The 25149-nt window shown below is 52.6% G+C and carries 24 protein-coding genes, 2 tRNA genes and 1 pseudogene; 21 read left to right on the top strand and 6 right to left on the bottom strand.

Annotated features, from left to right (window positions below; translation table 11 throughout):
- The first annotated feature begins 185 nt into the window (after positions 1-185).
- The 6 genes and pseudogenes from ACUIAG_RS09325 to ACUIAG_RS09300 all read left to right on the top strand — a co-directional run bounded on the left by ACUIAG_RS09325 (position 186) and on the right by ACUIAG_RS09300 (position 5225).
- Positions 186-422: a hypothetical protein gene (locus ACUIAG_RS09325; RefSeq protein ID WP_445340440.1), complete on the top strand. Its 237-nt coding sequence runs from the start codon at positions 186-188 to the stop codon at positions 420-422.
- 562 nt (positions 423-984) lie between these two features.
- Positions 985-1077: transfer RNA gene (locus ACUIAG_RS09320), tRNA-Phe, on the top strand.
- Positions 1078-1824: 747 nt separating this feature from the next.
- Positions 1825-2103, top strand: coding sequence for a hypothetical protein (locus ACUIAG_RS09315; protein WP_445340448.1), 279 nt, complete (start codon positions 1825-1827; stop codon positions 2101-2103).
- A gap of 10 nt (positions 2104-2113) precedes the next feature.
- A complete protein-coding gene (locus ACUIAG_RS09310; protein WP_445340447.1) occupies positions 2114-2530 on the top strand; it encodes a hypothetical protein in 417 nt (138 codons plus the stop codon).
- Positions 2531-3372: 842 nt separating this feature from the next.
- Positions 3373-4077 (top strand): annotated as a pseudogene (locus ACUIAG_RS09305) (recombinase family protein).
- Between the two features lie 776 nt (positions 4078-4853).
- Positions 4854-5225: a hypothetical protein gene (locus tag ACUIAG_RS09300; RefSeq protein ID WP_445340437.1), complete on the top strand. Its 372-nt coding sequence runs from the start codon at positions 4854-4856 to the stop codon at positions 5223-5225.
- A 92-nt stretch (positions 5226-5317) separates the two neighbouring features.
- Here the strand turns inward: ACUIAG_RS09300 and ACUIAG_RS09295 are convergent, their stop codons facing one another.
- Complete coding sequence (locus tag ACUIAG_RS09295) at positions 5318-5470, bottom strand: hypothetical protein (protein WP_445340446.1); 153 nt, start codon at positions 5468-5470, stop codon at positions 5318-5320.
- A 380-nt stretch (positions 5471-5850) separates the two neighbouring features.
- On the opposite strand from ACUIAG_RS09295, the gene ACUIAG_RS09290 reads away from it, so the two are divergent.
- The 6 genes from ACUIAG_RS09290 (at position 5851) to ACUIAG_RS09265 (ending at position 9848) form a co-directional block, all read left to right on the top strand.
- Positions 5851-6219 carry a hypothetical protein gene (locus ACUIAG_RS09290; RefSeq protein ID WP_445340436.1) on the top strand — a complete coding sequence of 123 codons (369 nt, stop codon included), beginning with the start codon at positions 5851-5853 and terminating at the stop codon, positions 6217-6219.
- Positions 6220-6754: 535 nt separating this feature from the next.
- Positions 6755-7051: a hypothetical protein gene (locus ACUIAG_RS09285; RefSeq protein WP_445340445.1), complete on the top strand. Its 297-nt coding sequence runs from the start codon at positions 6755-6757 to the stop codon at positions 7049-7051.
- A gap of 154 nt (positions 7052-7205) precedes the next feature.
- Complete coding sequence (locus ACUIAG_RS09280; protein ID WP_445340444.1) at positions 7206-7796, top strand: hypothetical protein; 591 nt, start codon at positions 7206-7208, stop codon at positions 7794-7796.
- The gene (locus ACUIAG_RS09275; RefSeq protein WP_445340443.1) at positions 7760-8293 is read left to right on the top strand and encodes a hypothetical protein; all 534 of its coding nucleotides are present in this window, start codon (positions 7760-7762) and stop codon (positions 8291-8293) included. Before ACUIAG_RS09280 ends, ACUIAG_RS09275 begins: the two co-directional genes overlap by 37 nt.
- Before the next feature lie 689 nt (positions 8294-8982).
- Positions 8983-9603 (top strand): ParA family protein, encoded by a 621-nt coding sequence (locus ACUIAG_RS09270; RefSeq protein ID WP_445340433.1) that lies wholly within the window; start codon positions 8983-8985, stop codon positions 9601-9603.
- On the top strand, positions 9600-9848 hold the full coding sequence (locus ACUIAG_RS09265) for a hypothetical protein (protein ID WP_445340432.1): 249 nt from the start codon (positions 9600-9602) through the stop codon (positions 9846-9848). Before ACUIAG_RS09270 ends, ACUIAG_RS09265 begins: the two co-directional genes overlap by 4 nt.
- A 420-nt stretch (positions 9849-10268) precedes the next feature.
- Here ACUIAG_RS09265 and ACUIAG_RS09260 read toward each other — a convergent pair whose 3' ends face one another.
- Together ACUIAG_RS09260 and ACUIAG_RS09255 are read right to left on the bottom strand one after the other, a co-directional pair.
- Positions 10269-11090: a hypothetical protein gene (locus ACUIAG_RS09260; RefSeq protein ID WP_445340442.1), complete on the bottom strand. Its 822-nt coding sequence runs from the start codon at positions 11088-11090 to the stop codon at positions 10269-10271.
- A 1202-nt stretch (positions 11091-12292) separates the two neighbouring features.
- Positions 12293-12571, bottom strand: coding sequence for a hypothetical protein (locus tag ACUIAG_RS09255; protein WP_445340441.1), 279 nt, complete (start codon positions 12569-12571; stop codon positions 12293-12295).
- A gap of 197 nt (positions 12572-12768) precedes the next feature.
- Between ACUIAG_RS09255 and ACUIAG_RS09250 the strand changes: the two genes are divergently transcribed.
- From ACUIAG_RS09250 to ACUIAG_RS09235, 4 genes are all read left to right on the top strand, one after another.
- On the top strand, positions 12769-13005 hold the full coding sequence (locus ACUIAG_RS09250) for a hypothetical protein (RefSeq protein WP_445340440.1): 237 nt from the start codon (positions 12769-12771) through the stop codon (positions 13003-13005).
- Between the two features lie 560 nt (positions 13006-13565).
- Positions 13566-13658: transfer RNA gene (locus tag ACUIAG_RS09245), tRNA-Phe, on the top strand.
- A 188-nt stretch (positions 13659-13846) separates the two neighbouring features.
- The gene (locus ACUIAG_RS09240) at positions 13847-15124 is read left to right on the top strand and encodes a hypothetical protein (RefSeq protein WP_445340439.1); all 1278 of its coding nucleotides are present in this window, start codon (positions 13847-13849) and stop codon (positions 15122-15124) included.
- An 866-nt stretch (positions 15125-15990) separates the two neighbouring features.
- Positions 15991-16593, top strand: coding sequence for a recombinase family protein (locus ACUIAG_RS09235; RefSeq protein WP_445340449.1), 603 nt, complete (start codon positions 15991-15993; stop codon positions 16591-16593).
- A gap of 50 nt (positions 16594-16643) precedes the next feature.
- Here the strand turns inward: ACUIAG_RS09235 and ACUIAG_RS09230 are convergent, their stop codons facing one another.
- Positions 16644-17243: a hypothetical protein gene (locus tag ACUIAG_RS09230; protein ID WP_445340438.1), complete on the bottom strand. Its 600-nt coding sequence runs from the start codon at positions 17241-17243 to the stop codon at positions 16644-16646.
- Between the two features lie 159 nt (positions 17244-17402).
- Between ACUIAG_RS09230 and ACUIAG_RS09225 the strand changes: the two genes are divergently transcribed.
- Positions 17403-17774: a hypothetical protein gene (locus ACUIAG_RS09225; protein WP_445340437.1), complete on the top strand. Its 372-nt coding sequence runs from the start codon at positions 17403-17405 to the stop codon at positions 17772-17774.
- Between the two features lie 606 nt (positions 17775-18380).
- On the top strand, positions 18381-18749 hold the full coding sequence (locus ACUIAG_RS09220; protein ID WP_445340436.1) for a hypothetical protein: 369 nt from the start codon (positions 18381-18383) through the stop codon (positions 18747-18749).
- A gap of 322 nt (positions 18750-19071) precedes the next feature.
- Here ACUIAG_RS09220 and ACUIAG_RS09215 read toward each other — a convergent pair whose 3' ends face one another.
- Positions 19072-19362, bottom strand: coding sequence for a hypothetical protein (locus tag ACUIAG_RS09215; protein WP_445340435.1), 291 nt, complete (start codon positions 19360-19362; stop codon positions 19072-19074).
- A 374-nt stretch (positions 19363-19736) separates the two neighbouring features.
- Between ACUIAG_RS09215 and ACUIAG_RS09210 the strand changes: the two genes are divergently transcribed.
- The 3 genes from ACUIAG_RS09210 to ACUIAG_RS09200 all read left to right on the top strand — a co-directional run bounded on the left by ACUIAG_RS09210 (position 19737) and on the right by ACUIAG_RS09200 (position 22391).
- On the top strand, positions 19737-20840 hold the full coding sequence (locus ACUIAG_RS09210) for a replication protein RepA (protein ID WP_445340434.1): 1104 nt from the start codon (positions 19737-19739) through the stop codon (positions 20838-20840).
- Positions 20841-21525: 685 nt separating this feature from the next.
- Positions 21526-22146 carry a ParA family protein gene (locus ACUIAG_RS09205; RefSeq protein ID WP_445340433.1) on the top strand — a complete coding sequence of 207 codons (621 nt, stop codon included), beginning with the start codon at positions 21526-21528 and terminating at the stop codon, positions 22144-22146.
- A complete protein-coding gene (locus ACUIAG_RS09200; protein ID WP_445340432.1) occupies positions 22143-22391 on the top strand; it encodes a hypothetical protein in 249 nt (82 codons plus the stop codon). Before ACUIAG_RS09205 ends, ACUIAG_RS09200 begins: the two co-directional genes overlap by 4 nt.
- Before the next feature lie 732 nt (positions 22392-23123).
- Here the strand turns inward: ACUIAG_RS09200 and ACUIAG_RS09195 are convergent.
- A complete protein-coding gene (locus ACUIAG_RS09195) occupies positions 23124-23642 on the bottom strand; it encodes a hypothetical protein (RefSeq protein ID WP_445340431.1) in 519 nt (172 codons plus the stop codon).
- Positions 23643-25149: the final 1507 nt, after the last annotated feature.

Raw genomic sequence — 25149 nt, 5'->3', positions numbered from 1 at the left:
ACCATTTTGTCACATTGAAGCATTTGTAACATAAACATATTGTAACATCTGATTAAGTGTAGCCATAATGAGGATATCGTTTGTGTGTCATTGAGCAAGTTGTTACACTGGGTGATAGCACGATGCCGACATATGGCAAAGCCGTGCGGTGTGAAATGGTGGAATGGAAAGCTGAGGAGACACTGATGACTGCGACTATGCAAGAGCCGGTTCTGGTGAGTACGGATGCACGCAACCGGATCTCTCTTGGGAAGCACGGGAAGGGCCTGTACCGGGTGATGGAGACCAGCTACGGATACACCGTGGAGAGGGTGGAGGTAGTGAGCGAACGAGATAAACAGCTGGCGAACAACAAAGAGTTCTGGGGAAAAGCCACTGAGGATTGGGATGCCGAGGCCGAGCCTATGCGGCTCAAACATTAAGCAAATTGCATTACTTATTAACAGCCTGTATATCCTTCAGAACAAGCAAGGACTGAAATCATAGGACGGGGGCAGCAAAGCACAAAAGCAGGATCAAATTCCGACAATCGCCAGCAATGGATGGAATTTACCGACCCGAGCTTGATCATAAGGCCGGGGTCGCTTCGTAAACGACCATTAAACATCCGATAGGACGGCACGAAGGCACACTCGGGGCCGGCTACCGGAAGGAACGCAAGAAGCCGGTCACCGTCTACCTGCCCATCAACTTCTACAAGAAGCTCAGGCTGTACTGCTTCGATCACGAGACCTCGATGTCCACGCTTCTGGGCGACATGTGCAGGGAGCGCATGGACAAGGAGGAGGGCCCCAGGCCGGGCGTTGAACCCCATGTCCAGGGTTCTTCCTCATGTGTGGATGGATGGGCCTCCTTGCAGAGGATGCCACCCGTCCTTCCGGTTTTCCCCGGATCTCAAACGTCAGGCACTACATATGGTGGTAGAGCCGTGATATAGTAGAAACCAGCCAAAAAGAAGACCACTAGGCTGCAAAAATCCTCAACGGAGGGGTGGCAGAGTGGTCAAATGCAGGCGCCTGAAAAACGCCAGATCAATTTTTGGTGAATGATCCGCGGGTTCGAATCCCGTCCCCTCCGCCCTCTTCTTAAGACCCCGGCAGGATAAACCGGGTCTTGCATATGTGATGGGTATATCTGTGGCGGTCTGCCTAAACGTGTGCGCTTTGGCGCATATAACCCCATGATCCCTAAAATGACGCCCCACATCTTGCGACGTGGGGGCGAAGAACTTATTGCTCTTATATACTATCATGGCCTTATGCCGAATGCAACTCACTCGATTATGGATCTGGCGATATCAGAGAAGCGCTTGGAACCCTATGAGAAAGAGGCCCGAAACACCCGGGAGTGGAAGCCGCTGACTTATACCGTTGGAATACCTTATTCTCCGGAGTGGCGGTCACGCAGATCTCCTTTGTCGAGATGAGTGTGCGCAATGCAATGGACAAGGAGCTGATGCTTTGGGCTCGTGCTAACGGATTCAAGGACTGGCTTGGGGAAACGCCGCCGCCCAAATGGTTCAGAGGTAGTAAGCCCGCTCCTCTGAAAAGGGTGCCGCCTCTTATTCGGAAACTAATGGGCGCATACCAAATACAGAAGATGTGCTCATGCCGCCAGGCATACAAGATATGGAAAAGGAATCCTAATCACGAAAAGCATGGCCAATATCCGAACAGGCATGATGCATTCGCGCAATTGACGTTCGGAGGTTGGCAACGGTTACTCTGACCTACGGATTTCAAAAGCAAAGACCCAACAGTCCTCAAGAAGGCGGCGGCTGCACGACAGCTCTGGAAAGAGGCTTTGTATAAGGCCTTTCCGGGGATGACCGATAACAAGGTCAATGATCGACAACGGGTGAAACTCCTGCTTGATATCGATAGAATTCGTCGCCTGCGCAACAGGGTCTCCCATGGCGAGAACGTACTAACTATTCAAACGGACCAGTACCTGGATAAGATGCTTGCGGTCCTGTCGGACATCAACCCCCACATTAGCGATTGGGTCATGGGCCAAACCGGCCGCACTTATCGGACGGTGGCCAAACTCAAATATTACCCGGAGCTGCTGCAGTCCTACCAGCAAAACGATCCACTCCTCTAGTAAGGAAATCGTGGCATACAAGCTGACCTCCAGTGGTTCCTACAGCGGGGAAGAGGTCATTGAAGCCCAACTGAAGAACTCGCAGAGTCATGGAGGACGCACCTTTATGACCGTCGGGAAACCACCGCTAGAAAAGAACAAGCTCCAACTCAGGGAAATCCTCCTGGTTGATGCTGGAGGCAAGAAAGCGGCCGTAGGTGAAATTGTCGCCTATGGCTATGGGAACGGCGTACAGCCGCCGAAAGGATACGATCCTCCGGCATACGAGAAGCAGTATAAAAAGAGAAAGGCCTGGTTCGCTATCAAGAATCTATATGAAGTCGACTGCCAAGGCGGACGGGTCATCGGTTACCAAACCACCGACGGCCAGAAGGTGCCCGGCTGTTTCACAGGGCAGGTAACAATGAGATATGTCTGCCACGACTAAGAGTCCGAAACCTCCTAAACCCCAAGGCATGCAGAAGGCCCCCGGCTTGATACCGGGGGCCTTCACCGTTTTTCGGGTAACCAGGTGGTTGAAGGGCACCTTCCGAAAAACGCCAGATCAATTTTTGGTGTATTCACATACTATCACGAAACGGCGCCGAAAAAACAAAAAGAATCGTCACGGCACAGTGACGCGGAAAAGTCACTTAAATTCGTCACGTCAGAGCGGTGCGGAAAAGTCACTTAAATTCGTCAGATCAAAGTGACATGGAAAAGCAAATTAAAAGTGACGCAGAAATGCGGGTTCAATAAACGGCCGCTTAATGGTGGCCGCATCGGGCGACCCGCTGGGCCATCATGGCGCACATGGCCGGCTGGGGTTTCCCTCGACAGCGGATGATCAAGCGGGGGGAGTGCCGGATATCCTGGAACGATAATGCGTGGTCGCCGTGATCCGGCCGGTTCGGGTGCAGTCTCGTGTCATGCGCCGACGAGTTCGGTGTGGTGGGTTTCGGGCGCCCCGCTGGACGAGCATGCGGAAGTATTCGCTGCGGTTCTTCTTCGGCGCTGGTTCTGCTCCGTCCTGGCGGACTTCATCCAGACGCCGGCGGAAAAGGGCAAAAGATTAGCAGATTCCCGATGATGAGATTGACCTGCTTCCGGATGTCATTGTCTTAAAGCACAAGAAATGGCCGCGACCAGAAAAAGGGCGCGGCCTTTTCCTAATCACGGGAGTCTATAAAACGAACGTTTTACGGACAAGCGCGCTCGGCCCGCAATCCGGCCTGATACAGCGTAAAGTTTGTGTAGAAATACGTCGATAAATGTATGTATGATAAAGGTATGGAATATTCAGACAGGGCCGGCCTGCAAGTCGGCTATGCGCGAGTGAGCACGCTGGAGCAGAACGAAGACCTGCAGACCGATGCCCTGAAGAAGGCCGGCTGCGAAAGGATTTACGTCGATCATGCGTCGGGCGCCAAGGCAAGCCGCCCTCAGCTCATCAGCACCTGACCGGATGCTGGACATGCTCCGCCCGGGGGACACGGTGGTGGTATGGAAGCTCGACCGCCTCGGACGCAGCGTCCAGAACCTGGTCGACCTGATGACCGCTTCCAGAAGATGGGGGTGGAGTTCCGCAGCCTGACCGAGAACATGGACACCAGCACGTCGGGAGGGGTGCTGATCTTCAACATCTTCTCGGCCCTGGCCCAGTTCGAGCGCGACCTGATCCGGGAACGCACCATGGCCGGCCTGAAAGCGGCCAGGGCCCGAGGGAGGAAAGGCGGCCGGCCCAGCAAGCTCTCCGACAAGGACATCGCCATGATTCGCCAGCTGTACGATTCCAGCACCGTGACCGTCCAGGAGATAGCCGACAGGTTCGACGTCAGCCGAAGCACCATCTACAAGGCCCTGGAACACTCGAAGACCAGAGCCAACATCGTAGCGTACCGTTTGGGTATTATTTTCCTGCATAACGCCCTGACTACGACCGGCAAACCATACCGTTTAATTAGAGGCCGCAGGATCAATGATATGAAAGAATGATCACAACGAGAAAGTCAAGGGAAGACGCATAGATCGCGTACATCATGTAAACAGCGAATGAGGCACTAAAATTCGACTTTCTCAACCTCTCTATTTCAGAGTTTAGGGTTTCAATGAGGGAGGTCGTTTTTTCTTCCGTGGATTGTTCCTGTTCCAATTTCGTAATATCCAGAAGCTCCCGCGCACGGCGCGTAAAGCCCGTCAGTCCCTCAACGAAGACTTGAGTGAAAAGACGATGAGCGCTATTACGGCAGCAATCACAGCGACAAACAAAAGGATAACGGACGATCTGAGACAGAACTTGGCATATCCTGTAAGATCTTGCCAAGTGGACTTCGATAAGAAGGTGGTGAAGCCGGATATAGCGCAGAACCCCAGCAGGCGCGCGACAAGATCCATCAGTTTGTCGTGCTTACCTTGGAGGTCGTTGCACCTCAGCTGAGTCTGTTCAAGGGTGGTTGAAGTCGTTGCTTTTGGTCGTCGCTTGTCTGCTGACCCTGTTCAGGAGTTTGTTGAGAAGTTTGCGTTTGATCATTGTTTTTGCGAAAACGAGCCCGTCTTCGACTTGCTGACCCTAATCTTTTCGTTCTTTTCCCCGTCATGGATGCCTCCCCATCATGCTGTCATGAACAACATTATTGGCCGCCCTCTGCCCAGAAATTCATAAAATATGTACCACTCCCTATTCAATTGAGGAACCCTAATCTTTTACGCGGCTACCAGGGCCGTATTTGGCTATTAGAGACCCGGGAAGGAAAGGAAGAGGAGGTCTGATCATGACGATGACAAGCGGGTACATCAAGGAACAGGTGGAGCTTCTGCAGCAGGTCAACCAGGGCAATAGGGCTTTCACCCTGGCCAACCCGTCGTCCCTTCGGTTTACATACCCCACGCGCGAAGAGATCGACTTTGGTTCCGGCCTCAAGCCGCTGATATGCGGGGAGGAGGGCATCCTCCTCTACGACCATGAAGCTCGGCAGTACATGGGGTACTTCCCCGGCCACCTGGAGATTGGCAAGGAGACGCAGATACGTCCATGCACCAACGGCGAGGAATACGACACGACAGGGGAAGAGCATCCGGACGACGACCCCGTGCAGGAAGAGTACGGCACCTGCACCGTCGCCGGCCCAGTCGAAGAGCATTGAGAGAAGTGCCATGCCGCTCGCATTATCGGGCTGTGTATTCGGGGGAATGGGACGGCATGGCAAGGCCCAGCCTACGGCCTGGAGTCAAAGCGCTAGGGTCTGGATCGAAGAATATGGATAACCCGGCACTGGTCACCAGCGGCGACCCTGGGGTACACCTGGCCCGCCAGCAGCTGGCCGATGACGCTGCTAGCCGCCTGCTCGGCCCTGGCTCTGTCCTCCGGAGGCACTTCCTCGCCTGCCATGGCCCTTATCGTAAAGACATATGGAGAGCGTACCGTACGCCCATACCATGGGTAAAGGGACGGGCGTACGTGCGGACGGGCTGTCAGAGCCGTGAAAAAGCATATTAGGGTTTTTCAATCAAAGGATCCGAAGCTGAAGCGAATCCTTGAGGAGGCTGCTCGCCACAGCAAGGCCGCGTATGAAAAACCAAGGGAAACTAGAAAAAGAACGTAATCCTTTACTGTAGGTCGTCAGTGTAGTACCACATAGATAGAAGGTGGGAGAGAGGAGCTCCAACGCTCAAGATGACCAGAAGTGCCGATAAGCACAACCGGTAGACGCCAAACAAGGATAAGCTGGCCAACAAATAAACAATCAGAGAAAAACCGAGGTAAATATCATGCTTGCACACGAGTACGAGCCTAAGACGGAAGAGGAGTGCCGGCAGATGGAAGAGATGGCTGCCAAGACCGAATGTGGGGAGCGCCTGGACGTCGTACCAGGTTCCGTACGGCACATGGATCCAAACCGCGAGGTGGACAAGGATCAGTTCTTCCGTGACCTTCATACGGAATTCGACCAGATGCGCCTGCGCCGGGCCGAGGCCACCCAGGTGGCACGGAAGACCTGGAAGATCCGGGTGCCCAAGGATCTGGACGACAAGGCCGGCCAGCTGGCCAAGCAGGAGGGCACAAACAAATCCGCCATCATCCGCAAGGCTGTCGCCTGGTACCTCCAGAACACGGACAAGCAGCCGACAGCAGCTTGACGGCCGACGCGGGAGGATGCAAGGGTGTTCCGGGAATCCATGAAGATTGGAATTCCTGGGGTGCCCTTTTTCAAGTGTCGGGAAGAGGCTGCGCGTAGGTGATTCCGCAGGGTCTGTCCAGGATGGCCAGCCGTTCCTGGGCCATCCTCCTGGTGGACAGATTCTCCACCTCCATGCACGCGGTACAAGCCTGCCGGAGCCGGCAGGAAAGAACAGATCCGGCGTGCGCGCCGGTAGAACCGCCGCAGTCCGAAACGGGCATTCCACCGTTATCCCAGAAAGGCGATCCGAAACCAGCCCACCACATCCATAAACACCAGCAATCACAGCCCACCAAACATAACCACCCAAGCATCAGACCCACCAGCAATCACGAAACAACCATCAATCAACACACCCCAAGTGCACCAACCAACGCAGACAGCAATCACATCCAGACAAGCCACAATCAGACCAAATTCAAGAGATGAACTTCTTGCATTAAAATACGGAAAATCCGGTGTTATCGTTGAAATAACGCCAAATTCTGCGCACGATGCGCGAATCCGACAAAATTCGGCTGCAAGGACATGCGCAAAGTCAAAAATCTGCGCGGGAATCAATGCACGAAACAAGCGAGATCAACGGCCTTTATGTACCGTTGCCTGTTGATGCAGCAAGCCGTATCTACCGGCCCAAGGGCAAGGGGAAGATTCAGCGATTTTGCTCACCACAGTGCATGAACAACTACCACCGCAACGATGACAAGGACGCCCTAAACCGGTTCGCCGACAAGTCAAAGATGACCCGCCAGCACGGAAAACAGACAGCGAACGCCGAGCGGAAACCTTGATTCCCTCTCCTTTGACAGGAACCGTCACTGCGTAGGTATACTGAATTTAGTAAGAAAAAAATCCCCGCCTGCCGGAAACAGAACGGGGAACAAAACTAAGCAACAGAGAGTATACCTCCTTATGGAAGAATTCGCCAGTCAGAATCCGCGGCCCATGGGCGGGCCGCAATGGAAGCAGCTTAACAGGCAGCGCCGGGTCTACCTGATGCCCGACTTCTGCCGCATATCCCTGCCCATCCGCAACCCCGGGCCTGACGCAGCCGAATGGGTGCGCGTCAACGGCAGCCGAACCTACGTGCTCCACCCGCAGACCGTGACGACCCTGGGCAAGGGCATCACTCACATCTGGCCGTACGGGAAGAAGGCCAGGCTGCTCATGGTGTGGATAAGCACCCAAGTCGTGCGCCAGAAGAAGCACAACACCAGCCGCGTCATCATGCTCCCCTCCACACTGCGGCAGCTGATGGAGACTGGCATCCAACGGAAGCCCCGCAAAACCGATTACGAGGATTTCAAACGCCAGATCAGCGCCCTGTCCTACTTCGACATGACCATAACCGAGACGAAAACAACCACGGAGACCGTCTGGCAGGACACCAAGAAGGTCACCCTGGTCGAGGAATCTCACATAGGAGGGTCAGATACACGCCCAAGAACGGCATCACCGAAGGCTCATACATCCAGCTCACCCAGGAAACCTGGGACAGAATGGCCAAAAGCACCCCGCTCTCAGCCGACATGGTAGAGATCCTCACATCTACAGGCCGAGGCGCAGAATTCGACATCTACGCATGGCTGTCGCAGCGCATATACGCACTCAACCATTCACACACTTACCAGACTCCACTCATCACCTGGAAATCGCTCCAGAACCAAATGGGCTCGAACTATGCCGAAACACGGAACTTCGTCACCAGATTCAAGCGGTCGCTGAACCATGTGGCCGCTCTCTGGAACGCGGCCCTGACCGACGCCGACGCAGAGGGCAGACTCCACTACAGCATCAAGAAAGGCGGACTCCGCCTGTACCGACTTCATCCACCTAGCCCCCGTCAGCGTCGTCCCGAAGCCCAAGCGCCCCGATCATGCGGATACGCTGCATCAGGAGGCGACCCCCTGCCCCAGAAGAAGGACAGCAAATCAACTGCGGAAGCTGAAACCTTCCCGCCTGTCCAAAGCTATGATGCCCCGATCATGCTCCCCATCAGCACCAACGAGGACTGGAATGCCATATACCAATAGAACCCATAGAATTCGAACAGAAATAACCCCGCTCCACCACCATCGGCCCTTCCCATTCCGTCTCCCCACCCACTCGCAGCGCCAGCAGAGTCGACTCTTTGACCCAAAATACCCACAGCAACATCGTAATGATCTGTGGAAACCCAGCCGGATTCCATCCACACATCTCATCAGAGCCTTTTCATGACCGACGGCGTACCTTTAGTAGAGTTAGTCAGCGTACTTTTAGTAGAGCAACAGCGTACTTTTAGTAGAGCAACAGCGTACTTTTAGTAGAGCAACAGCGTACTTTTAGTAGAGCCATAAGACTGAAACCTCTTGTGCCAGAAGGGTTCCGGGGTTTCTCATATAGAATATAGCTCTCAAATAGTTACTAAATAGATTAAACATATAATAACCGAACTGATATTCGTCTGAAACTATAATCATAAATCCAAATGCGTTAGCGGCGAGGGACACTAACACCTCCCGTCAGCGGAGTAAGTAAGCCGATACACTAGAACTATCATCAAACAAAACACTCCAGACCGCAGAGTCAACGCAAGGCTAGCCATAGGTTCTGGAACAAATCCAGATTGGCAAGCAAAACAAAACAATTACCTAAAAACAAGAAAAGATAAAATAAAACTTTCAATAAAGAGGTATGGTATTTTAATATTAAAACTTATTATTTTTCCTAAGGGAGGTCCGTGAGAATACCGATCATCAACGCCAAAGGCGGGGTGACAAAGACCACCAGCGCCATCTACCTAGCGCTGGCGGCAGCCAGGAACGACCAGCCTGTAGAAGTCCTTGATGCCGATGTGCAGGGCCATGCCTCACTCTGGGCATACGCAGCCGAAGACGCCGGGACGCCTCTTCCTTTCCCCGTGACAATCACCAACATCGTCAATCTGGAGCGGCTCAAGCCCGACGACTCCAAATGGACGATCATCGATGCTGCACCGAGCGGGAAGATCATCGATGCTTGCATACGCATAGCCGACTACATCATCATTCCGACCTCTGACTCCCCTATGGATCTGCAACAGGTACGAGCCGTCATGGACATCATCCCTCCGGAAAAGCCCTGCGCCGTGCTGGTCACTAAGGCGCAGAGGAACACCAAGGCGTTCAGCCAAACTGTTATCATGCTCGACGATGCAGAACACCAGGGGGCTGAAGCGATGCCCCGATTCGAGACAGTAATCCCTATGCGCCAGGACATCAAGAGAGCCATGGGTAGCGTCCCGAGCAAGCTCTACGAATACGGTGACGCCTATGTAGAGCTGAAAGAGGACATTGCCAGAAGGAAGGAAAGAAGCCGATGAAGAACGACCGCGCATATTCCCAGGATCTCAGGTCACGTAAGCCAAGATCTGCTAAAGACATCTACAACCCTATCCGGCAAGTATCCGAAGGTGAACAGAATCTGACCACCCTCAGCTTCAAATTGGATGCCGATCTCAAACTGCGCATGAAGCTCGCCGCGACCAGCAAGCATATGAAAATGGCGGAAGCAGGGCAGGAAGCCATCAGGCAGTGGGTGGAAGTGAATGAAAAAAACAAAGAATAAATAAATACTTTTTTAAAAAATTATATTCTTCCATATTTTCTGTCATCTGCTCTGCACGCATCACGAGGAAAGCGACAAAAATAATAAAATGTAAAAAATAATAAAATGTAAAATATAATAAATTTACTATTTTAGTAATTTAACTTTTTCTTCGGAAATATGATCCGGAAGATAGCCTTTCCGTCCGACAAATGCAGAAAACCTCGTCTGTTGGTTATTTGCACTTGGCAGCCAAGCGTGGTACTTCGTCGTAGCTTGTTCATAATACGTAAATAGCTTGTCTTATATTCATCATGACTCAAGTGGTCAAGGAAATGGTCAGACTGCTGTGGTGATTCTCCCGCTAACCTCTTTGGTGTCATCATAGCCATAGTCCCGAAACCTTCCTCTATTCTTCGATGTCCTGATGGCTTTGGCTGGTCAAGGTTTTAGAGTGAGGGTGTATGTCTTCCTGGTCTTCCGTGGTGTTAGCGGTTCGTCGTCTCTCGTTCTGAGATATTCAAACCTTGCTGTGAGCAGTCCACGTTCTTCGAGTTCTTTGGTGCCTTTGGTTCGGGTGTCCTTGCTGATGTGAAAACGCTTCTTGAATTGGTTCTGCGTCCACCATTGCTTCCTGGGTTCGGTACCGTGCTGTTCCTCAAGCAGTATCAGCAGCATCGTCAGTCCAGCCGTGTCCATCTTCTGTATGTGTCCCTGTGCCCATAGTTCCTTCGGCACGGCAAAATATCGGTCATCGCGTTTGTTGGCTTTGGGTGGGGTATATGGGGATCCGCTCCCATCCTCTCTGAGCAGGGTAATCCTGTTGGCTCGTTGCCGTTTGATGTGTTCCTTGGTTATCAGGTCATGCCTTGCTAGTGTTCCGATGGCGCGTCTGACACTTGCAGCCCCCCTGGTGTCTGGCTGTGCCAGGCCGATCATGCGTGCCCAGTCCGCCGCTTCGAAGTTCGTCGCGTATGGTTTCGCTGCGGAGAGCCAGATGATGGCGAGATAGAGCTTAAGTGCGACGCCTGACCCTCCCCGGATGGTGGAGAATTCCGACAGCGGGGGTACGGTCGTTCCGTCGCTTGACCGGACGAAGGAGTTGCGGATAAGGGCACCTCGTCTACGCCGCTTGAGGCGCGTACCGATAAGGTAATCGATTATCTTGATAGAATCCGCATCGGTTTGTTGCCCAGCGCCTGCGACTCGCCCGGTGACGCCCTTTTTTGCGACTTCTTTTAGATGTTCATCATCGAATTTCATTATGGCATTCTACTTGATCTATCAGAGATATGTAATATATGTTTTTCTTTCATGCTGGAATTATAGTATATGTCTCTTCGATATTTTTATTTAGCTTTTCTCTTATATATGGCATATATATTACAGTATAAATAAACAGTATATTATCTGATATTCATATCTGTATAATTCGGAAATACAAATTTTAAACCGCCAAAAACCGCCATATTCCAATGTTCTTTTTTCTTTTCACTGACCTACAGTGATACACTTACAAATGCAGTCACGGTCCAGGTCCTCTGTATGATCTGCGATTAGTGATGAACGGCATGATCTCGGCCCAGGTATAGCCAAGCAGTGATTGCGCCTATTGGGCATAATTATAGTAGGTGTGATGGTGGGCCTGTTGCCCCGGTGGGAACCGGGGCAACAGGCCCATTCCGTTTCCCTGGCGCCTTCATGCATATCTCATCGCACCGGTTGGATTTCGTCAGCCCCAGACACGAAGACAGTTCAAAGATAGCTATTTTAAACCACTACGAATCGAAGGGAGCAGCAGAGGCATGAGATGCTGCAAGCTATTCTATCTCTGGTGATGCGGGCGGAAGGCAGCCTTCCTAACTGACGAACGCAGTGCACTCCGTCTGGATGCCGTTGCATGCAGCGGCCAAGCTGGGTGCTTTGCTACGTTTGCTCGTTATTCGTTGTAGGGCCCGTTATAGTCATTTGATCTAGGTAGTTGATGATGATGTCATTCAGTATGGGGCTGATGGTTTGCCGGTCTGTAACACTCACAGTCGAGGAGATGTTTGGCGATTGTGATGACTCTCTCGTCGATCTGCTCGGGTTATCTCTTGCTGGTGTCCAGGACTCCGAAGGTCTTCCTGTATTCTTCAATGTCCTGACAATTATGGGTTCATTGGACAAATCGTCCGATCAGTTTTGGTGTATTCGCATATATTGCGAAACGACAAAACTAAAACTTAGTTTGCGAAAAATATAGCTGAAACGAAATGCCACGAATTCGAGCAGCTTTTCGGAGAAAGTGGACGCTATGCTGAAGCGCCGACAATATGACCTGCTTCCGCTTTAGGAGGCTTCGAGGATGCAAAGGGCCACGTTTGAAGACACGCGGCCGGTGGGGGAACGGTCGGGTCCGCAAGCGTGGTCCATGCTCCGGCCGTGCTGACGGCCGGGGCCGGGATCACAGGTGGCGCGCCTGTCTAGGGGATCAGGCCGATGTACGTGACCTTGGCGGTGCCGTCGTCCATCTCCCTCCAGACTATGCCGTACGACTTCTTGTCGGCTCCGGGCAGATCGACCCGCACCCAGTGCGCGAGCCCCTTCTCGGTCTGCTGCTCATGGGCCCATTTGATGGGCCCTTCATCGAGAAGCTCTAGGATGCGGTCCATCTCCTGGGCGAGGTAATAGTCGTTGGCGTAGTAGTACTCGTACTGTTTCTGCGCCCTTTGGGTGGCGCGCACCCTCGTTAATGTGATCATACTGTACATTATACCATTTTGTCACATTGAAGCATTTGTAACATAAACATATTGTAACATCTGATTAAGTGTAGCCATAATGAGGATATCGTTTGTGTGTCATTGAGCAAGTTGTTACACTGGGTGATAGCACGATGCCGACATATGGCAAAGCCGTGCGGTGTGAAATGGTGGAATGGAAAGCTGAGGAGACACTGATGACTGCGACTATGCAAGAGCCGGTTCTGGTGAGTACGGATGCACGCAACCGGATCTCTCTTGGGAAGCACGGGAAGGGCCTGTACCGGGTGATGGAGACCAGCTACGGATACACCGTGGAGAGGGTGGAGGTAGTGAGCGAACGAGATAAACAGCTGGCGAACAACAAAGAGTTCTGGGGAAAAGCCACTGAGGATTGGGATGCCGAGGCCGAGCCTATGCGGCTCAAACATTAAGCAAATTGCATTACTTATTAACAGCCTGTATATCCTTCAGAACAAGCAAGGACTGAAATCATAGGACGGGGGCAGCAAAGCACAAAAGCAGGATCAAATTCCGACAATCGCCAGCAATGGATGGAATTTACCGACCCGAGCTTGATCATAAGGCCGGGGTCGCTTCGTAAACGACCATTAAACATCCGATAGGACGGCACGAAGGCACACTCGGGGCCGGCTACCGGAAGGAACGCAAGAAGCCGGTCACCGTCTACCTGCCCATCAACTTCTACAAGAAGCTCAGGCTGTACTGCTTCGATCACGAGACCTCGATGTCCACGCTTCTGGGCGACATGTGCAGGGAGCGCATGGACAAGGAGGGCCCCCAGGCCGGGCGTTGAACCCCATGTCCAGGGTTCTTCCTCATGTGTGGATGGATGGGCCTCCTTGCAGAGGATGCCACCCGTCCTTCCGGTTTTCCCCGGATCTCAAACGTCAGGCACTACATATGGTGGTAGAGCCGTGATATAGTAGAAACCAGCCAAAAAGAAGACCACTAGGCTGCAAAAATCCTCAACGGAGGGGTGGCAGAGTGGTCAAATGCAGGCGCCTGAAAAACGCCAGATCAATTTTTGGTGAATGATCCGCGGGTTCGAATCCCGTCCCCTCCGCCCTTCTTCTTAAGACCCCGGCAGGATAAACCGGGGTCTTGCATATGTGATGGGTATATCTGTGGCGGGTCCGCCTAAACGTGTGCGCTTTGGCGCATATAACCCCATGATCCCTAAAAATACGACGCCCCCACATCTTGCGACGTGGGGGCGAAGAACTTATTGCTCTTATATACTATCATGGCCTTATGCCGAATGCAACTCACTCGATTATGGATCTGGCGATATCAGAGAAGCGCTTGGAACCCTATGAGAAAGAGGCCCGGAAACACCCGGGAGTGGAAGCCGCTGACTTATACCGTTGGAATACCTTATTCTCCGGAGTGGCGGTCACGCAGATCTCCTTTGTCGAGATGAGTGTGCGCAATGCAATGGACAAGGAGCTGATGCTTTGGGCTCGTGCTAACGGATTCAAGGACTGGCTTGGGGAAACGCCGCCGCCCAAATGGTTCAGAGGTAGTAAGCCCGCTCCTCTGAAAAGGGTGCCGCCTCTTATTCGGAAACTAATGGGCGCATACCAAATACAGAAGATGTGGTCCTCATGCCGCCAGGCATACAAGATATGGAAAAGGAATCCTAATCACGAAAAGCATGGCCAATATCCGAACAGGCATGATGCATTCGCGCAATTGACGTTCGGAGGTTGGCAACGGTTACTCGGACCTACGGATTTCAAAAGCAAAGACCCAACAGTCCTCAAGAAGGCGGCGGCTGCACGACAGCTCTGGAAAGAGGCTTTGTATAAGGCCTTTCCGGGGATGACCGATAACAAGGTCAATGATCGACAACGGGTGAAACTCCTGCTTGATATCGATAGAATTCGTCGCCTGCGCAACAGGGTCTCCCATGGCGAGAACGTACTAACTATTCAAACGGACCAGTACCTGGATAAGATGCTTGCGGTCCTGTCGGACATCAACCCCCACATTAGCGATTGGGTCATGGGCCAAACCGGCCGCACTTATCGGACGGTGGCCAAACTCAAATATTACCCGGAGCTGCTGCAGTCCTACCAGCAAAACGATCCACTCCCCTCTAGTAAGGAAATCGTGGCATACAAGCTGACCTCCAGTGGTTCCTACAGCGGGGAAGAGGTCATTGAAGCCCAACTGAAGAACTCGCAGAGTCATGGAGGACGCACCTTTATGACCGTCGGGAAACCACCGCTAGAAAAGAACAAGCTCCAACTCAGGGAAATCCTCCTGGTTGATGCTGGAGGCAAGAAAGCGGCCGTAGGTGAAATTGTCGCCTATGGCTATGGGAACGGCGTACAGCCGCCGAAAGGATACGATCCTCCGGCATACGAGAAGCAGTATAAAAAGAGAAAGGCCTGGTTCGCTATCAAGAATCTATATGAAGTCGACTGCCAAGGCGGACGGGTCATCGGTTACCAAACCACCGACGGCCAGAAGGTGCCCGGCTGTTTCACAGGGCAGGTAACAATGAGATATGTCTGCCACGACTAAGAGTCCGAAACCTCCTAAACCCCAAGGCATGCAGAAGGCCCCCGGCTTGATACCGGGGGCCTTCACCGTTTTTCGGGTAACCAGGTGGTTGAAGGGCACCTTCCGAAAAACGCCAGATCAATTTTTGGTGTATTCACATACTATCACGAAACGGCGCCGAAAAAACAAAAAGAATCGTCACGGCACAGTGACGCGGAAAAGTCACTTAAATTCGTCACGTCAGAGCGGTGCGGAAAAGTCACTTAAATTCGTCAGATCAAAGTGACATGGAAAAGCAAATTAAAAGTGACGCAGAAATGCGGGTTCAATAAACGGCCGCTTAATGGTGGCCGCATCGGGCGGACCCGCTGGGCCATCATGGCGCACATGGCCGGCTGGGGTTTCCCTCGACAGCGGATGATCAAGCGGGGGGAGTGCCGGATATCCTGGAACGATAATGCGTGGTCGCCGTGATCCGGCCGGTTCGGGTGCAGTCTCGTGTCATGCGCCGACGAGTTCGGTGTGGTGGGTTTCGGCGTCCCGCTGGACGAGCATGCGGAAGTATTCGCTGCGGTTCTTCTTCGGCGCTGGTTCGCTCCGTCCTGGCGGACTTCATCCAGACGCCGGCGGAAAAGGGCAAAAGATTAGCAGATTCCCGATGATGAGATTGACCTGCTTCCGGATGTCATTGTCTTAAAGCACAAGAAATGGGCCGCGACCAGAAAAAGGGCGCGGCCTTTTCCTAATCACGGGAGTCTATAAAACGAACGTTTTACGGACAAGCGCGCTCGGCCCGCAATCCGGCCTGATACAGCGTAAAGTTTGTGTAGAAATACGTCGATAAATGTATGTATGATAAAGGTATGGAATATTCAGACAGGGCCGGCCTGCAAGTCGGCTATGCGCGAGTGAGCACGCTGGAGCAGAACGAAGACCTGCAGACCGATGCCCTGAAGAAGGCCGGCTGCGAAAGGATTTACGTCGATCATGCGTCGGGCGCCAAGGCAAGCCGCCCTCAGCTGGACCGGATGCTGGACATGCTCCGCCCGGGGGACACGGTGGTGGTATGGAAGCTCGACCGCCTCGGACGCAGCGTCCAGAACCTGGTCGACCTGATGGACCGCTTCCAGAAGATGGGGGTGGAGTTCCGCAGCCTGACCGAGAACATGGACACCAGCACGTCGGGAGGGGTGCTGATCTTCAACATCTTCTCGGCCCTGGCCCAGTTCGAGCGCGACCTGATCCGGGAACGCACCATGGCCGGCCTGAAAGCGGCCAGGGCCCGAGGGAGGAAAGGCGGCCGGCCCAGCAAGCTCTCCGACAAGGACATCGCCATGATTCGCCAGCTGTACGATTCCAGGACCGTGACCGTCCAGGAGATAGCCGACAGGTTCGACGTCAGCCGAAGCACCATCTACAAGGCCCTGGAACACTCGAAGGACCAGAGCCAACATCGTAGCGTACCGTTTGGGTATTATTTTCCTGCATAACGCCCTGACTACGACCGGCAAACCATACCGTTTAATTAGAGGCCGCAGGATCAATGATATGAAAGAATGATCACAACGAGAAAGTCAAGGGAAGACGCATAGATCGCGTACATCATGTAAACAGCGAATGAGGCACTAAAATTCGACTTTCTCAACCTCTCTATTTCAGAGTTTAGGGTTTCAATGAGGGAGGTCGTTTTTTCTTCCGTGGATTGTTCCTGTTCCAATTTCGTAATATCCAGAAGCTCCCGGTCCCTCAACGAAGACTTGAGTGAAAAGACGATGAGCGCTATTACGGCAGCAATCACAGCGACAAACAAAAGGATAACGGACGATCTGAGACAGAACTTGGCATATCCTGTAAGATCTTGCCAAGTGGACTTCGATAAGAAGGTGGTGAAGCCGGATATAGCGCAGAACCCCAGCAGGCGCGCGACAAGATCCATCAGTTTGTCGTGCTTACCTTGGAGGTCGTTGCACCTCAGCTGAGTCTGTTCAAGGGTCCATTGAAGTCGTTGCTTTTGGTCGTCGCTTGTCTGCTGACCCTGTTCAGGAGTTTGTTGAGAAGTTTGCGTTTGATCATTGTTTTTGCGAAAACGAGCCCGTCTTCGACTTGCTGACCCTAATCTTTTCGTTCTTTTCCCCGTCATGGATGCCTCCCCATCATGCTGTCATGAACAACATTATTGGCCGCCCTCTGCCCAGAAATTCATAAAATATGTACCACTCCCTATTCAATTGAGGAAGCGGCGCCAGGGCCGTATTTGGCTATTAGAGACCCGGGAAGGAAAGGAAGAGGAGGTCTGATCATGACGATGACAAGCGGGTACATCAAGGAACAGGTGGAGCTTCTGCAGCAGGTCAACCAGGGCAATAGGGCTTTCACCCTGGCCAACCCGTCGTCCCTTCGGTTTACATACCCCACGCGCGAAGAGATCGACTTTGGTTCCGGCCTCAAGCCGCTGATATGCGGGGAGGAGGGCATCCTCCTCTACGACCATGAAGCTCGGCAGTACATGGGGTACTTCCCCGGCCACCTGGAGATTGGCAAGGAGACGCAGATACGTCCATGCACCAACGGCGAGGAATACGACACGACAGGGGAAGAGCATCCGGACGACGACCCCGTGCAGGAAGAGTACGGCACCTGCACCGTCGCCGGCCCAGTCGAAGAGCATTGAGAGAAGTGCCATGCCGCTCGCATTATTCGGGGGAATGGGACGGCATGGCAAGGCCCAGCCTACGGCCTGGAGTCAAAGCGCTAGGGTCTGGATCGAAGAATATGGATAACCCGGCACTGGTCACCAGCGGCGGACCCTGGGGTACACCTGGCCCGCCAGCAGCTGGCCGATGACGCTGCTAGCCGCCTGCTCGGCCCTGGCTCTGTCCTCCGGAGGCACTTCCTCGCCTGCCATGGCCCTTATCGTAAAGACATATGGAGAGCGTACCGTACGCCCATACCATGGGTAAAGGGACGGGCGTACGTGCGGACGGGCTGTCAGAGCCGTGAAAAAGCATATTAGGGTTTTTCAATCAAAGGATCCGAAGCTGAAGCGAATCCTTGAGGAGGCTGCTCGCCACAGCAAGGCCGCGTATGAAAAACCAAGGGAAACTAGAAAAAGAACGTAATCCTTTACTGTAGGTCGTCAGTGTAGTACCACATAGATAGAAGGTGGGAGAGAGGAGCTCCAACGCTCAAGATGACCAGAAGTGCCGATAAGCACAACCGGTAGACGCCAAACAAGGACCAACAAATAAACAATCAGAGAAAAACCGAGGTAAATATCATGCTTGCACACGAGTACGAGCCTAAGACGGAAGAGGAGTGCCGGCAGATGGAAGAGATGGCTGCCAAGACCGAATGTGGGGAGCGCCTGGACGTCGTACCAGGTTCCGTACGGCACATGGATCCAAACCGCGAGGTGGACAAGGATCAGTTCTTCCGTGACCTTCATACGGAATTCGACCAGATGCGCCTGCGCCGGGCCGAGGCCACCCAGGTGGCACGGAAGACCTGGAAGATCCGGGTGCCCAAGGATCTGGACGACAAGGCCGGCCAGCTGGCCAAGCAGGAGGGCACAAACAAATCCGCCATCATCCGCAAGGCTGTCGCCTGGTACCTCCAGAACACGGACAAGCAGCCGACAGCAGCTTGACGGCCGACGCGGGAGGATGCAAGGGTGTTCCGGGAATCCATGAAGATTGGAATTCCTGGGGTGCCCTTTTTCAAGTGTCGGGAAGAGGCTGCGCGTAGGTGATTCCGCAGGGTCTGTCCAGGATGGCCAGCCGTTCCTGGGCCATCCTCCTGGTGGACAGATTCTCCACCTCCATGCACGCGGTACAAGCCTGCCGGAGCCGGCAGGAAAGAACAGATCCGGGCGTGCGCGCCGGTAGAACCGCCGCAGTCCGAAACGGGCATTCCACCGTTATCCCAGAAAGGGTCCGAAACCAGCCCACCACATCCATAAACACCAGCAATCACAGCCCACCAAACATAACCACCCAAGCATCAGACCCACCAGCAATCACGAAACAACCATCAATCAACACACCCCAAGTGCACCAACCAACGCAGACAGCAATCACATCCAGACAAGCCACAATCAGACCAAATTCAAGAGATGAACTTCTTGCATTAAAATACGGAAAATCCGGTGTTATCGTTGAAATAACGCCAAATTCTGCGCACGATGCGCGAATCCGACAAAATTCGGCTGCAAGGACATGCGCAAAGTCAAAAATCTGCGCGGGAATCAATGCACGAAACAAGCGAGATCAACGGCCTTTATGTGGACCGTTGCCTGTTGATGCAGCAAGCCGTATCTACCGGCCCAAGGGCAAGGGGAAGATTCAGCGATTTTGCTCACCACAGTGCATGAACAACTACCACCGCAACGATGACAAGGACGCCCTAAACCGGTTCGCCGACAAGTCAAAGATGACCCGCCAGCACGGAAAACAGACAGCGAACGCCGAGCGGAAACCTTGATTCCCTCTCCTTTGACAGGAACCGTCACTGCGTAGGTATACTGAATTTAGTAAGAAAAAAATCCCCGCCTGCCGGAAACAGAACGGGGAACAAAACTAAGCAACAGAGAGTATACCTCCTTATGGAAGAATTCGCCAGTCAGAATCCGCGGCCCATGGGCGGGCCGCAATGGAAGCAGCTTAACAGGCAGCGCCGGGTCTACCTGATGCCCGACTTCTGCCGCATATCCCTGCCCATCCGCAACCCCGGGCCTGACGCAGCCGAATGGGTGCGCGTCAACGGCAGCCGAACCTACGTGCTCCACCCGCAGACCGTGACGACCCTGGGCAAGGGCATCACTCACATCTGGCCGTACGGGAAGAAGGCCAGGCTGCTCATGGTGTGGATAAGCACCCAAGTCGTGCGCCAGAAGAAGCACAACACCAGCCGCGTCATCATGCTCCCCTCCACACTGCGGCAGCTGATGGAGGACCTGGGCATCCAACGGAAGCCCCGCAAAACCGATTACGAGGATTTCAAACGCCAGATCAGCGCCCTGTCCTACTTCGACATGACCATAACCGAGACGAAAACAACCACGGAGACCGTCTGGCAGGACACCAAGAAGGTCACCCTGGTCGAGGAATCTCACATAGGGTGGTCCAGATACACGCCCAAGAACGGCATCACCGAAGGCTCATACATCCAGCTCACCCAGGAAACCTGGGACAGAATGGCCAAAAGCACCCCGCTCTCAGCCGACATGGTAGAGATCCTCACATCTACAGGCCGAGGCGCAGAATTCGACATCTACGCATGGCTGTCGCAGCGCATATACGCACTCAACCATTCACACACTTACCAGACTCCACTCATCACCTGGAAATCGCTCCAGAACCAAATGGGCTCGAACTATGCCGAAACACGGAACTTCGTCACCAGATTCAAGCGGTCGCTGAACCATGTGGCCGCTCTCTGGAACGCGGCCCTGACCGACGCCGACGCAGAGGGCAGACTCCACTACAGCATCAAGAAAGGCGGACTCCGCCTGTACCGGTCCCCCGTCAGCGTCGTCCCGAAGCCCAAGCGCCCCGATCATGCGGATACGCTGCATCAGGAGGCGGACCCCCTGCCCCAGAAGAAGGACAGCAAATCAACTGCGGAAGCTGAAACCTTCCCGCCTGTCCAAAGCTATGATGCCCCGATCATGCTCCCCATCAGCACCAACGAGGACTGGGACCATATACCAATAGAACCCATAGAATTCGAACAGAAATAACCCCGCTCCACCACCATCGGCCCTTCCCATTCCGTCTCCCCACCCACTCGCAGCGCCAGCAGAGTCGACTCTTTGACCCAAAATACCCACAGCAACATCGTAATGATCTGTGGAAACCCAGCCGGATTCCATCCACACATCTCATCAGAGCCTTTTCATGACCGACGGCGTACCTTTAGTAGAGTTAGTCAGCGTACTTTTAGTAGAGCAACAGCGTACTTTTAGTAGAGCAACAGCGTACTTTTAGTAGAGCAACAGCGTACTTTTAGTAGAGCCATAAGACTGAAACCTCTTGTGCCAGAAGGGTTCCGGGGTTTCTCATATAGAATATAGCTCCATAAGACTGAAACCTCTTGTGCCAAATAGTTACTAAATAGATTAAACATATAATAACCGAACTGATATTCGTCTGAAACTATAATCATAAATCCAAATGCGTTAGCGGCGAGGGACACTAACACCTCCCGTCAGCGGAGTAAGTAAGCCGATACACTAGAACTATCATCAAACAAAACACTCCAGACCGCAGAGTCAACGCAAGGCTAGCCATAGGTTCTGGAACAAATCCAGATTGGCAAGCAAAACAAAACAATTACCTAAAAACAAGAAAAGATAAAATAAAACTTTCAATAAAGAGGTATGGTATTTTAATATTAAAACTTATTATTTTTCCTAAGGGAGGTCCGTGAGAATACCGATCATCAACGCCAAAGGCGGGGTGACAAAGACCACCAGCGCCATCTACCTAGCGCTGGCGGCAGCCAGGAACGACCAGCCTGTAGAAGTCCTTGATGCCGATGTGCAGGGCCATGCCTCACTCTGGGCATACGCAGCCGAAGACGCCGGGACGCCTCTTCCTTTCCCCGTGACAATCACCAACATCGTCAATCTGGAGCGGCTCAAGCCCGACGACTCCAAATGGACGATCATCGATGCTGCACCGAGCGGGAAGATCATCGATGCTTGCATACGCATAGCCGACTACATCATCATTCCGACCTCTGACTCCCCTATGGATCTGCAACAGGTACGAGCCGTCATGGACATCATCCCTCCGGAAAAGCCCTGCGCCGTGCTGGTCACTAAGGCGCAGAGGAACACCAAGGCGTTCAGCCAAACTGTTATCATGCTCGACGATGCAGAACACCAGGGGGCTGAAGCGATGCCCCGATTCGAGACAGTAATCCCTATGCGCCAGGACATCAAGAGAGCCATGGGTAGCGTCCCGAGCAAGCTCTACGAATACGGTGACGCCTATGTAGAGCTGAAAGAGGACATTGCCAGAAGGAAGGAAAGAAGCCGATGAAGAACGACCGCGCATATTCCCAGGATCTCAGGTCACGTAAGCCAAGATCTGCTAAAGACATCTACAACCCTATCCGGCAAGTATCCGAAGGTGAACAGAATCTGACCACCCTCAGCTTCAAATTGGATGCCGATCTCAAACTGCGCATGAAGCTCGCCGCGACCAGCAAGCATATGAAAATGGCGGAAGCAGGGCAGGAAGCCATCAGGCAGTGGGTGGAAGTGAATGAAAAAAACAAAGAATAAATAAATACTTTTTTAAAAAATTATATTCTTCCATATTTTCTGTCATCTGCTCTGCACGCATCACGAGGAAAGCGACAAAAATAATAAAATGTAAAAAATAATAAAATGTAAAATATAATAAATTTACTATTTTAGTAATTTAACTTTTTCTTCGGAAATATGATCCGGAAGATAGCCTTTCCGTCCGACAAATGCAGAAAACCTCGTCTGTTGGTTATTTGCACTTGGCAGCCAAGCGTGGTACTTCGTCGTAGCTTGTTCATAATACGTAAATAGCTTGTCTTATATTCATCATGACTCAAGTGGTGGTAAGGAAATGGTCAGACTGCTGTGGTGATTCTCCCGCTAACCTCTTTGGTGTCATCATAGCCATAGTCCCGAAACCTTCCTCTATTCTTCGATGTCCTGATGGCTTTGGCTGGTCAAGGTTTTAGAGTGAGGGTGTATGTCTTCCTGGTCTTCCGTGGTGTTAGCGGTTCGTCGTCTCTCGTTCTGAGATATTCAAACCTTGCTGTGAGCAGTCCACGTTCTTCGAGTTCTTTGGTGCCTTTGGTTCGGGTGTCCTTGCTGATGTGAAAACGCTTCTTGAATTGGTTCTGCGTCCACCATTGCTTCCTGGGTTCGGTACCGTGCTGTTCCTCAAGCAGTATCAGCAGCATCGTCAGTCCAGCCGTGTCCATCTTCTGTATGTGTCCCTGTGCCCATAGTTCCTTCGGCACGGCAAAATATCGGTCATCGCGTTTGTTGGCTTTGGGTGGGGTATATGGGGATCCGCTCCCATCCTCTCTGAGCAGGGTAATCCTGTTGGCTTTGTTGGCGTTGCCGTTTGATGTGTTCCTTGGTTATCAGGTCATGCCTTGCTAGTGTTCCGATGGCGCGTCTGACACTTGCAGCCCCCCTGGTGTCTGGCTGTGCCAGGCCGATCATGCGTGCCCAGTCCGCCGCTTCGAAGTTCGTCGCGTATGGTTTCGCTGCGGAGAGCCAGATGATGGCGAGATAGAGCTTAAGTGCGACGCCTGACCCTCCCCGGATGGTGGAGAATTCCGACAGCGGGGGTACGGTCGTTCCGTCGCTTGACCGGACGAAGGAGTTGCGGATAAGGGCACCTCGTCTACGCCGCTTGAGGCGCGTACCGATAAGGTAATCGATTATCTTGATAGAATCCGCATCGGTTTGTTGCCCAGCGCCTGCGACTCGCCCGGTGACGCCCTTTTTTGCGACTTCTTTTAGATGTTCATCATCGAATTTCATTATGGCATTCTACTTGATCTATCAGAGATATGTAATATATGTTTTTCTTTCATGCTGGAATTATAGTATATGTCTCTTCGATATTTTTATTTAGCTTTTCTCTATATATAACAGGCATATATATTACAGTATAAATAAACAGTATATTATCTGATATTCATATCTGTATAATTCGGAAATACAAATTTTAAACCGCCAAAAACCGCCATATTCCAATGTTCTTTTTTCTTTTCACTGACCTACAGTGATACACTTACAAATGCAGTCACGGTGCAGGTCCTCTGTATGATCTGCGATTAGTGATGAACGGCATGATCTCGGCCCAGGTATAGCCAAGCAGTGATTGCGCCTATTGGGCATAATTATAGTAGGTGTGATGGTGGGCCTGTTGCCCCGGTGGGAACCGGGGCAACAGGCCCATTCCGTTTCCCTGGCGCCTTCATGCATATCTCATCGCACCGGTTGGATTTCGTCAGCCCCAGACACGAAGACAGTTCAAAGATAGCTATTTTAAACCACTACGAATCGAAGGGAGCAGCAGAGGCATGAGATGCTGCAAGCTATTCTATCTCTGGTGATGCGACGCGGAAGGCAGCCTTCCTAACTGACGAACGCAGTGCACTCCGTCTGGATGCCGTTGCATGCAGCGGCCAAGCTGGGTGCTTTGCTACGTTTGCTCGTTATTCGTTGTAGGGCCCGTTATAGTCATTTGATCTAGGTAGTTGATGATGATGTCATTCAGTATGGGGCTGATGGTTTGCCGGTCTGTAACACTCACAGTCGAGGAGATGTTTGGCGATTGTGATGACTCTCTCGTCGATCTGCTCGGGTTATCTCTTGCTGGTGTCCAGGACTCCGAAGGTCTTCCTGTATTCTTCAATGTCCTGACAATTATGGGTTCATTGGACAAATCGTCCGATCAGTTTTGGTGTATTCGCATATATTGCGAAACGACAAAACTAAAACTTAGTTTGCGAAAAATATAGCTGAAACGAAATTCGCATATATTGCCACGAATTCGAGCAGCTTTTCGGAGAAAGTGGACGCTATGCTGAAGCGCCGACAATATGACCTGCTTCCGCTTTAGGAGGCTTCGAGGATGCAAAGGGCCACGTTTGAAGACACGCGGCCGGTGGGGGAACGGTCGGGTCCGCAAGCGTGGTCCATGCTCCGGCCGTGCTGACGGCCGGGGCCGGGATCACAGGTGGCGCGCCTGTCTAGGGGATCAGGCCGATGTACGTGACCTTGGCGGTGCCGTCGTCCATCTCCCTCCAGACTATGCCGTACGACTTCTTGTCGGCTCCGGGCAGATCGACCCGCACCCAGTGCGCGAGCCCCTTCTCGGTCTGCTGCTCATGGGCCCATTTGATGGGCCCTTCATCGAGAAGCTCTAGGATGCATTCATCTCCTGGGCGAGGTAATAGTCGTTGGCGTAGTAGTACTCGTACTGTTTCTGCGCCCTTTGGGTGGCGCGCACCCTCGTTAATGTGATCATACTGTACATTAT

Source organism: Bifidobacterium sp. ESL0825, assembly GCF_052606465.1.
Note: the sequence above shows the minus strand (reverse complement) of the source record. Positions and strands in the feature narration are given on the sequence as shown.

Coding starts and splice junctions, on each gene's coding strand:
- ACUIAG_RS09325 (WP_445340440.1), top strand. CDS start 186: ATGACTGCGACTATGCAAGAGCCGGTTCTGGTGAGTACGGATGCACGC.
- ACUIAG_RS09315 (WP_445340448.1), top strand. CDS start 1,825: ATGACCGATAACAAGGTCAATGATCGACAACGGGTGAAACTCCTGCTT.
- ACUIAG_RS09300 (WP_445340437.1), top strand. CDS start 4,854: ATGACGATGACAAGCGGGTACATCAAGGAACAGGTGGAGCTTCTGCAG.
- ACUIAG_RS09295 (WP_445340446.1), bottom strand. CDS start 5,470: ATGGCAGGCGAGGAAGTGCCTCCGGAGGACAGAGCCAGGGCCGAGCAG.
- ACUIAG_RS09290 (WP_445340436.1), top strand. CDS start 5,851: ATGCTTGCACACGAGTACGAGCCTAAGACGGAAGAGGAGTGCCGGCAG.
- ACUIAG_RS09285 (WP_445340445.1), top strand. CDS start 6,755: ATGCGCGAATCCGACAAAATTCGGCTGCAAGGACATGCGCAAAGTCAA.
- ACUIAG_RS09280 (WP_445340444.1), top strand. CDS start 7,206: ATGGGCGGGCCGCAATGGAAGCAGCTTAACAGGCAGCGCCGGGTCTAC.
- ACUIAG_RS09275 (WP_445340443.1), top strand. CDS start 7,760: ATGGCCAAAAGCACCCCGCTCTCAGCCGACATGGTAGAGATCCTCACA.
- ACUIAG_RS09265 (WP_445340432.1), top strand. CDS start 9,600: ATGAAGAACGACCGCGCATATTCCCAGGATCTCAGGTCACGTAAGCCA.
- ACUIAG_RS09260 (WP_445340442.1), bottom strand. CDS start 11,090: ATGAAATTCGATGATGAACATCTAAAAGAAGTCGCAAAAAAGGGCGTC.
- ACUIAG_RS09255 (WP_445340441.1), bottom strand. CDS start 12,571: ATGATCACATTAACGAGGGTGCGCGCCACCCAAAGGGCGCAGAAACAG.
- ACUIAG_RS09250 (WP_445340440.1), top strand. CDS start 12,769: ATGACTGCGACTATGCAAGAGCCGGTTCTGGTGAGTACGGATGCACGC.
- ACUIAG_RS09240 (WP_445340439.1), top strand. CDS start 13,847: ATGCCGAATGCAACTCACTCGATTATGGATCTGGCGATATCAGAGAAG.
- ACUIAG_RS09230 (WP_445340438.1), bottom strand. CDS start 17,243: ATGACGGGGAAAAGAACGAAAAGATTAGGGTCAGCAAGTCGAAGACGG.
- ACUIAG_RS09225 (WP_445340437.1), top strand. CDS start 17,403: ATGACGATGACAAGCGGGTACATCAAGGAACAGGTGGAGCTTCTGCAG.
- ACUIAG_RS09220 (WP_445340436.1), top strand. CDS start 18,381: ATGCTTGCACACGAGTACGAGCCTAAGACGGAAGAGGAGTGCCGGCAG.
- ACUIAG_RS09210 (WP_445340434.1), top strand. CDS start 19,737: ATGGGCGGGCCGCAATGGAAGCAGCTTAACAGGCAGCGCCGGGTCTAC.
- ACUIAG_RS09200 (WP_445340432.1), top strand. CDS start 22,143: ATGAAGAACGACCGCGCATATTCCCAGGATCTCAGGTCACGTAAGCCA.
- ACUIAG_RS09195 (WP_445340431.1), bottom strand. CDS start 23,642: ATGAAATTCGATGATGAACATCTAAAAGAAGTCGCAAAAAAGGGCGTC.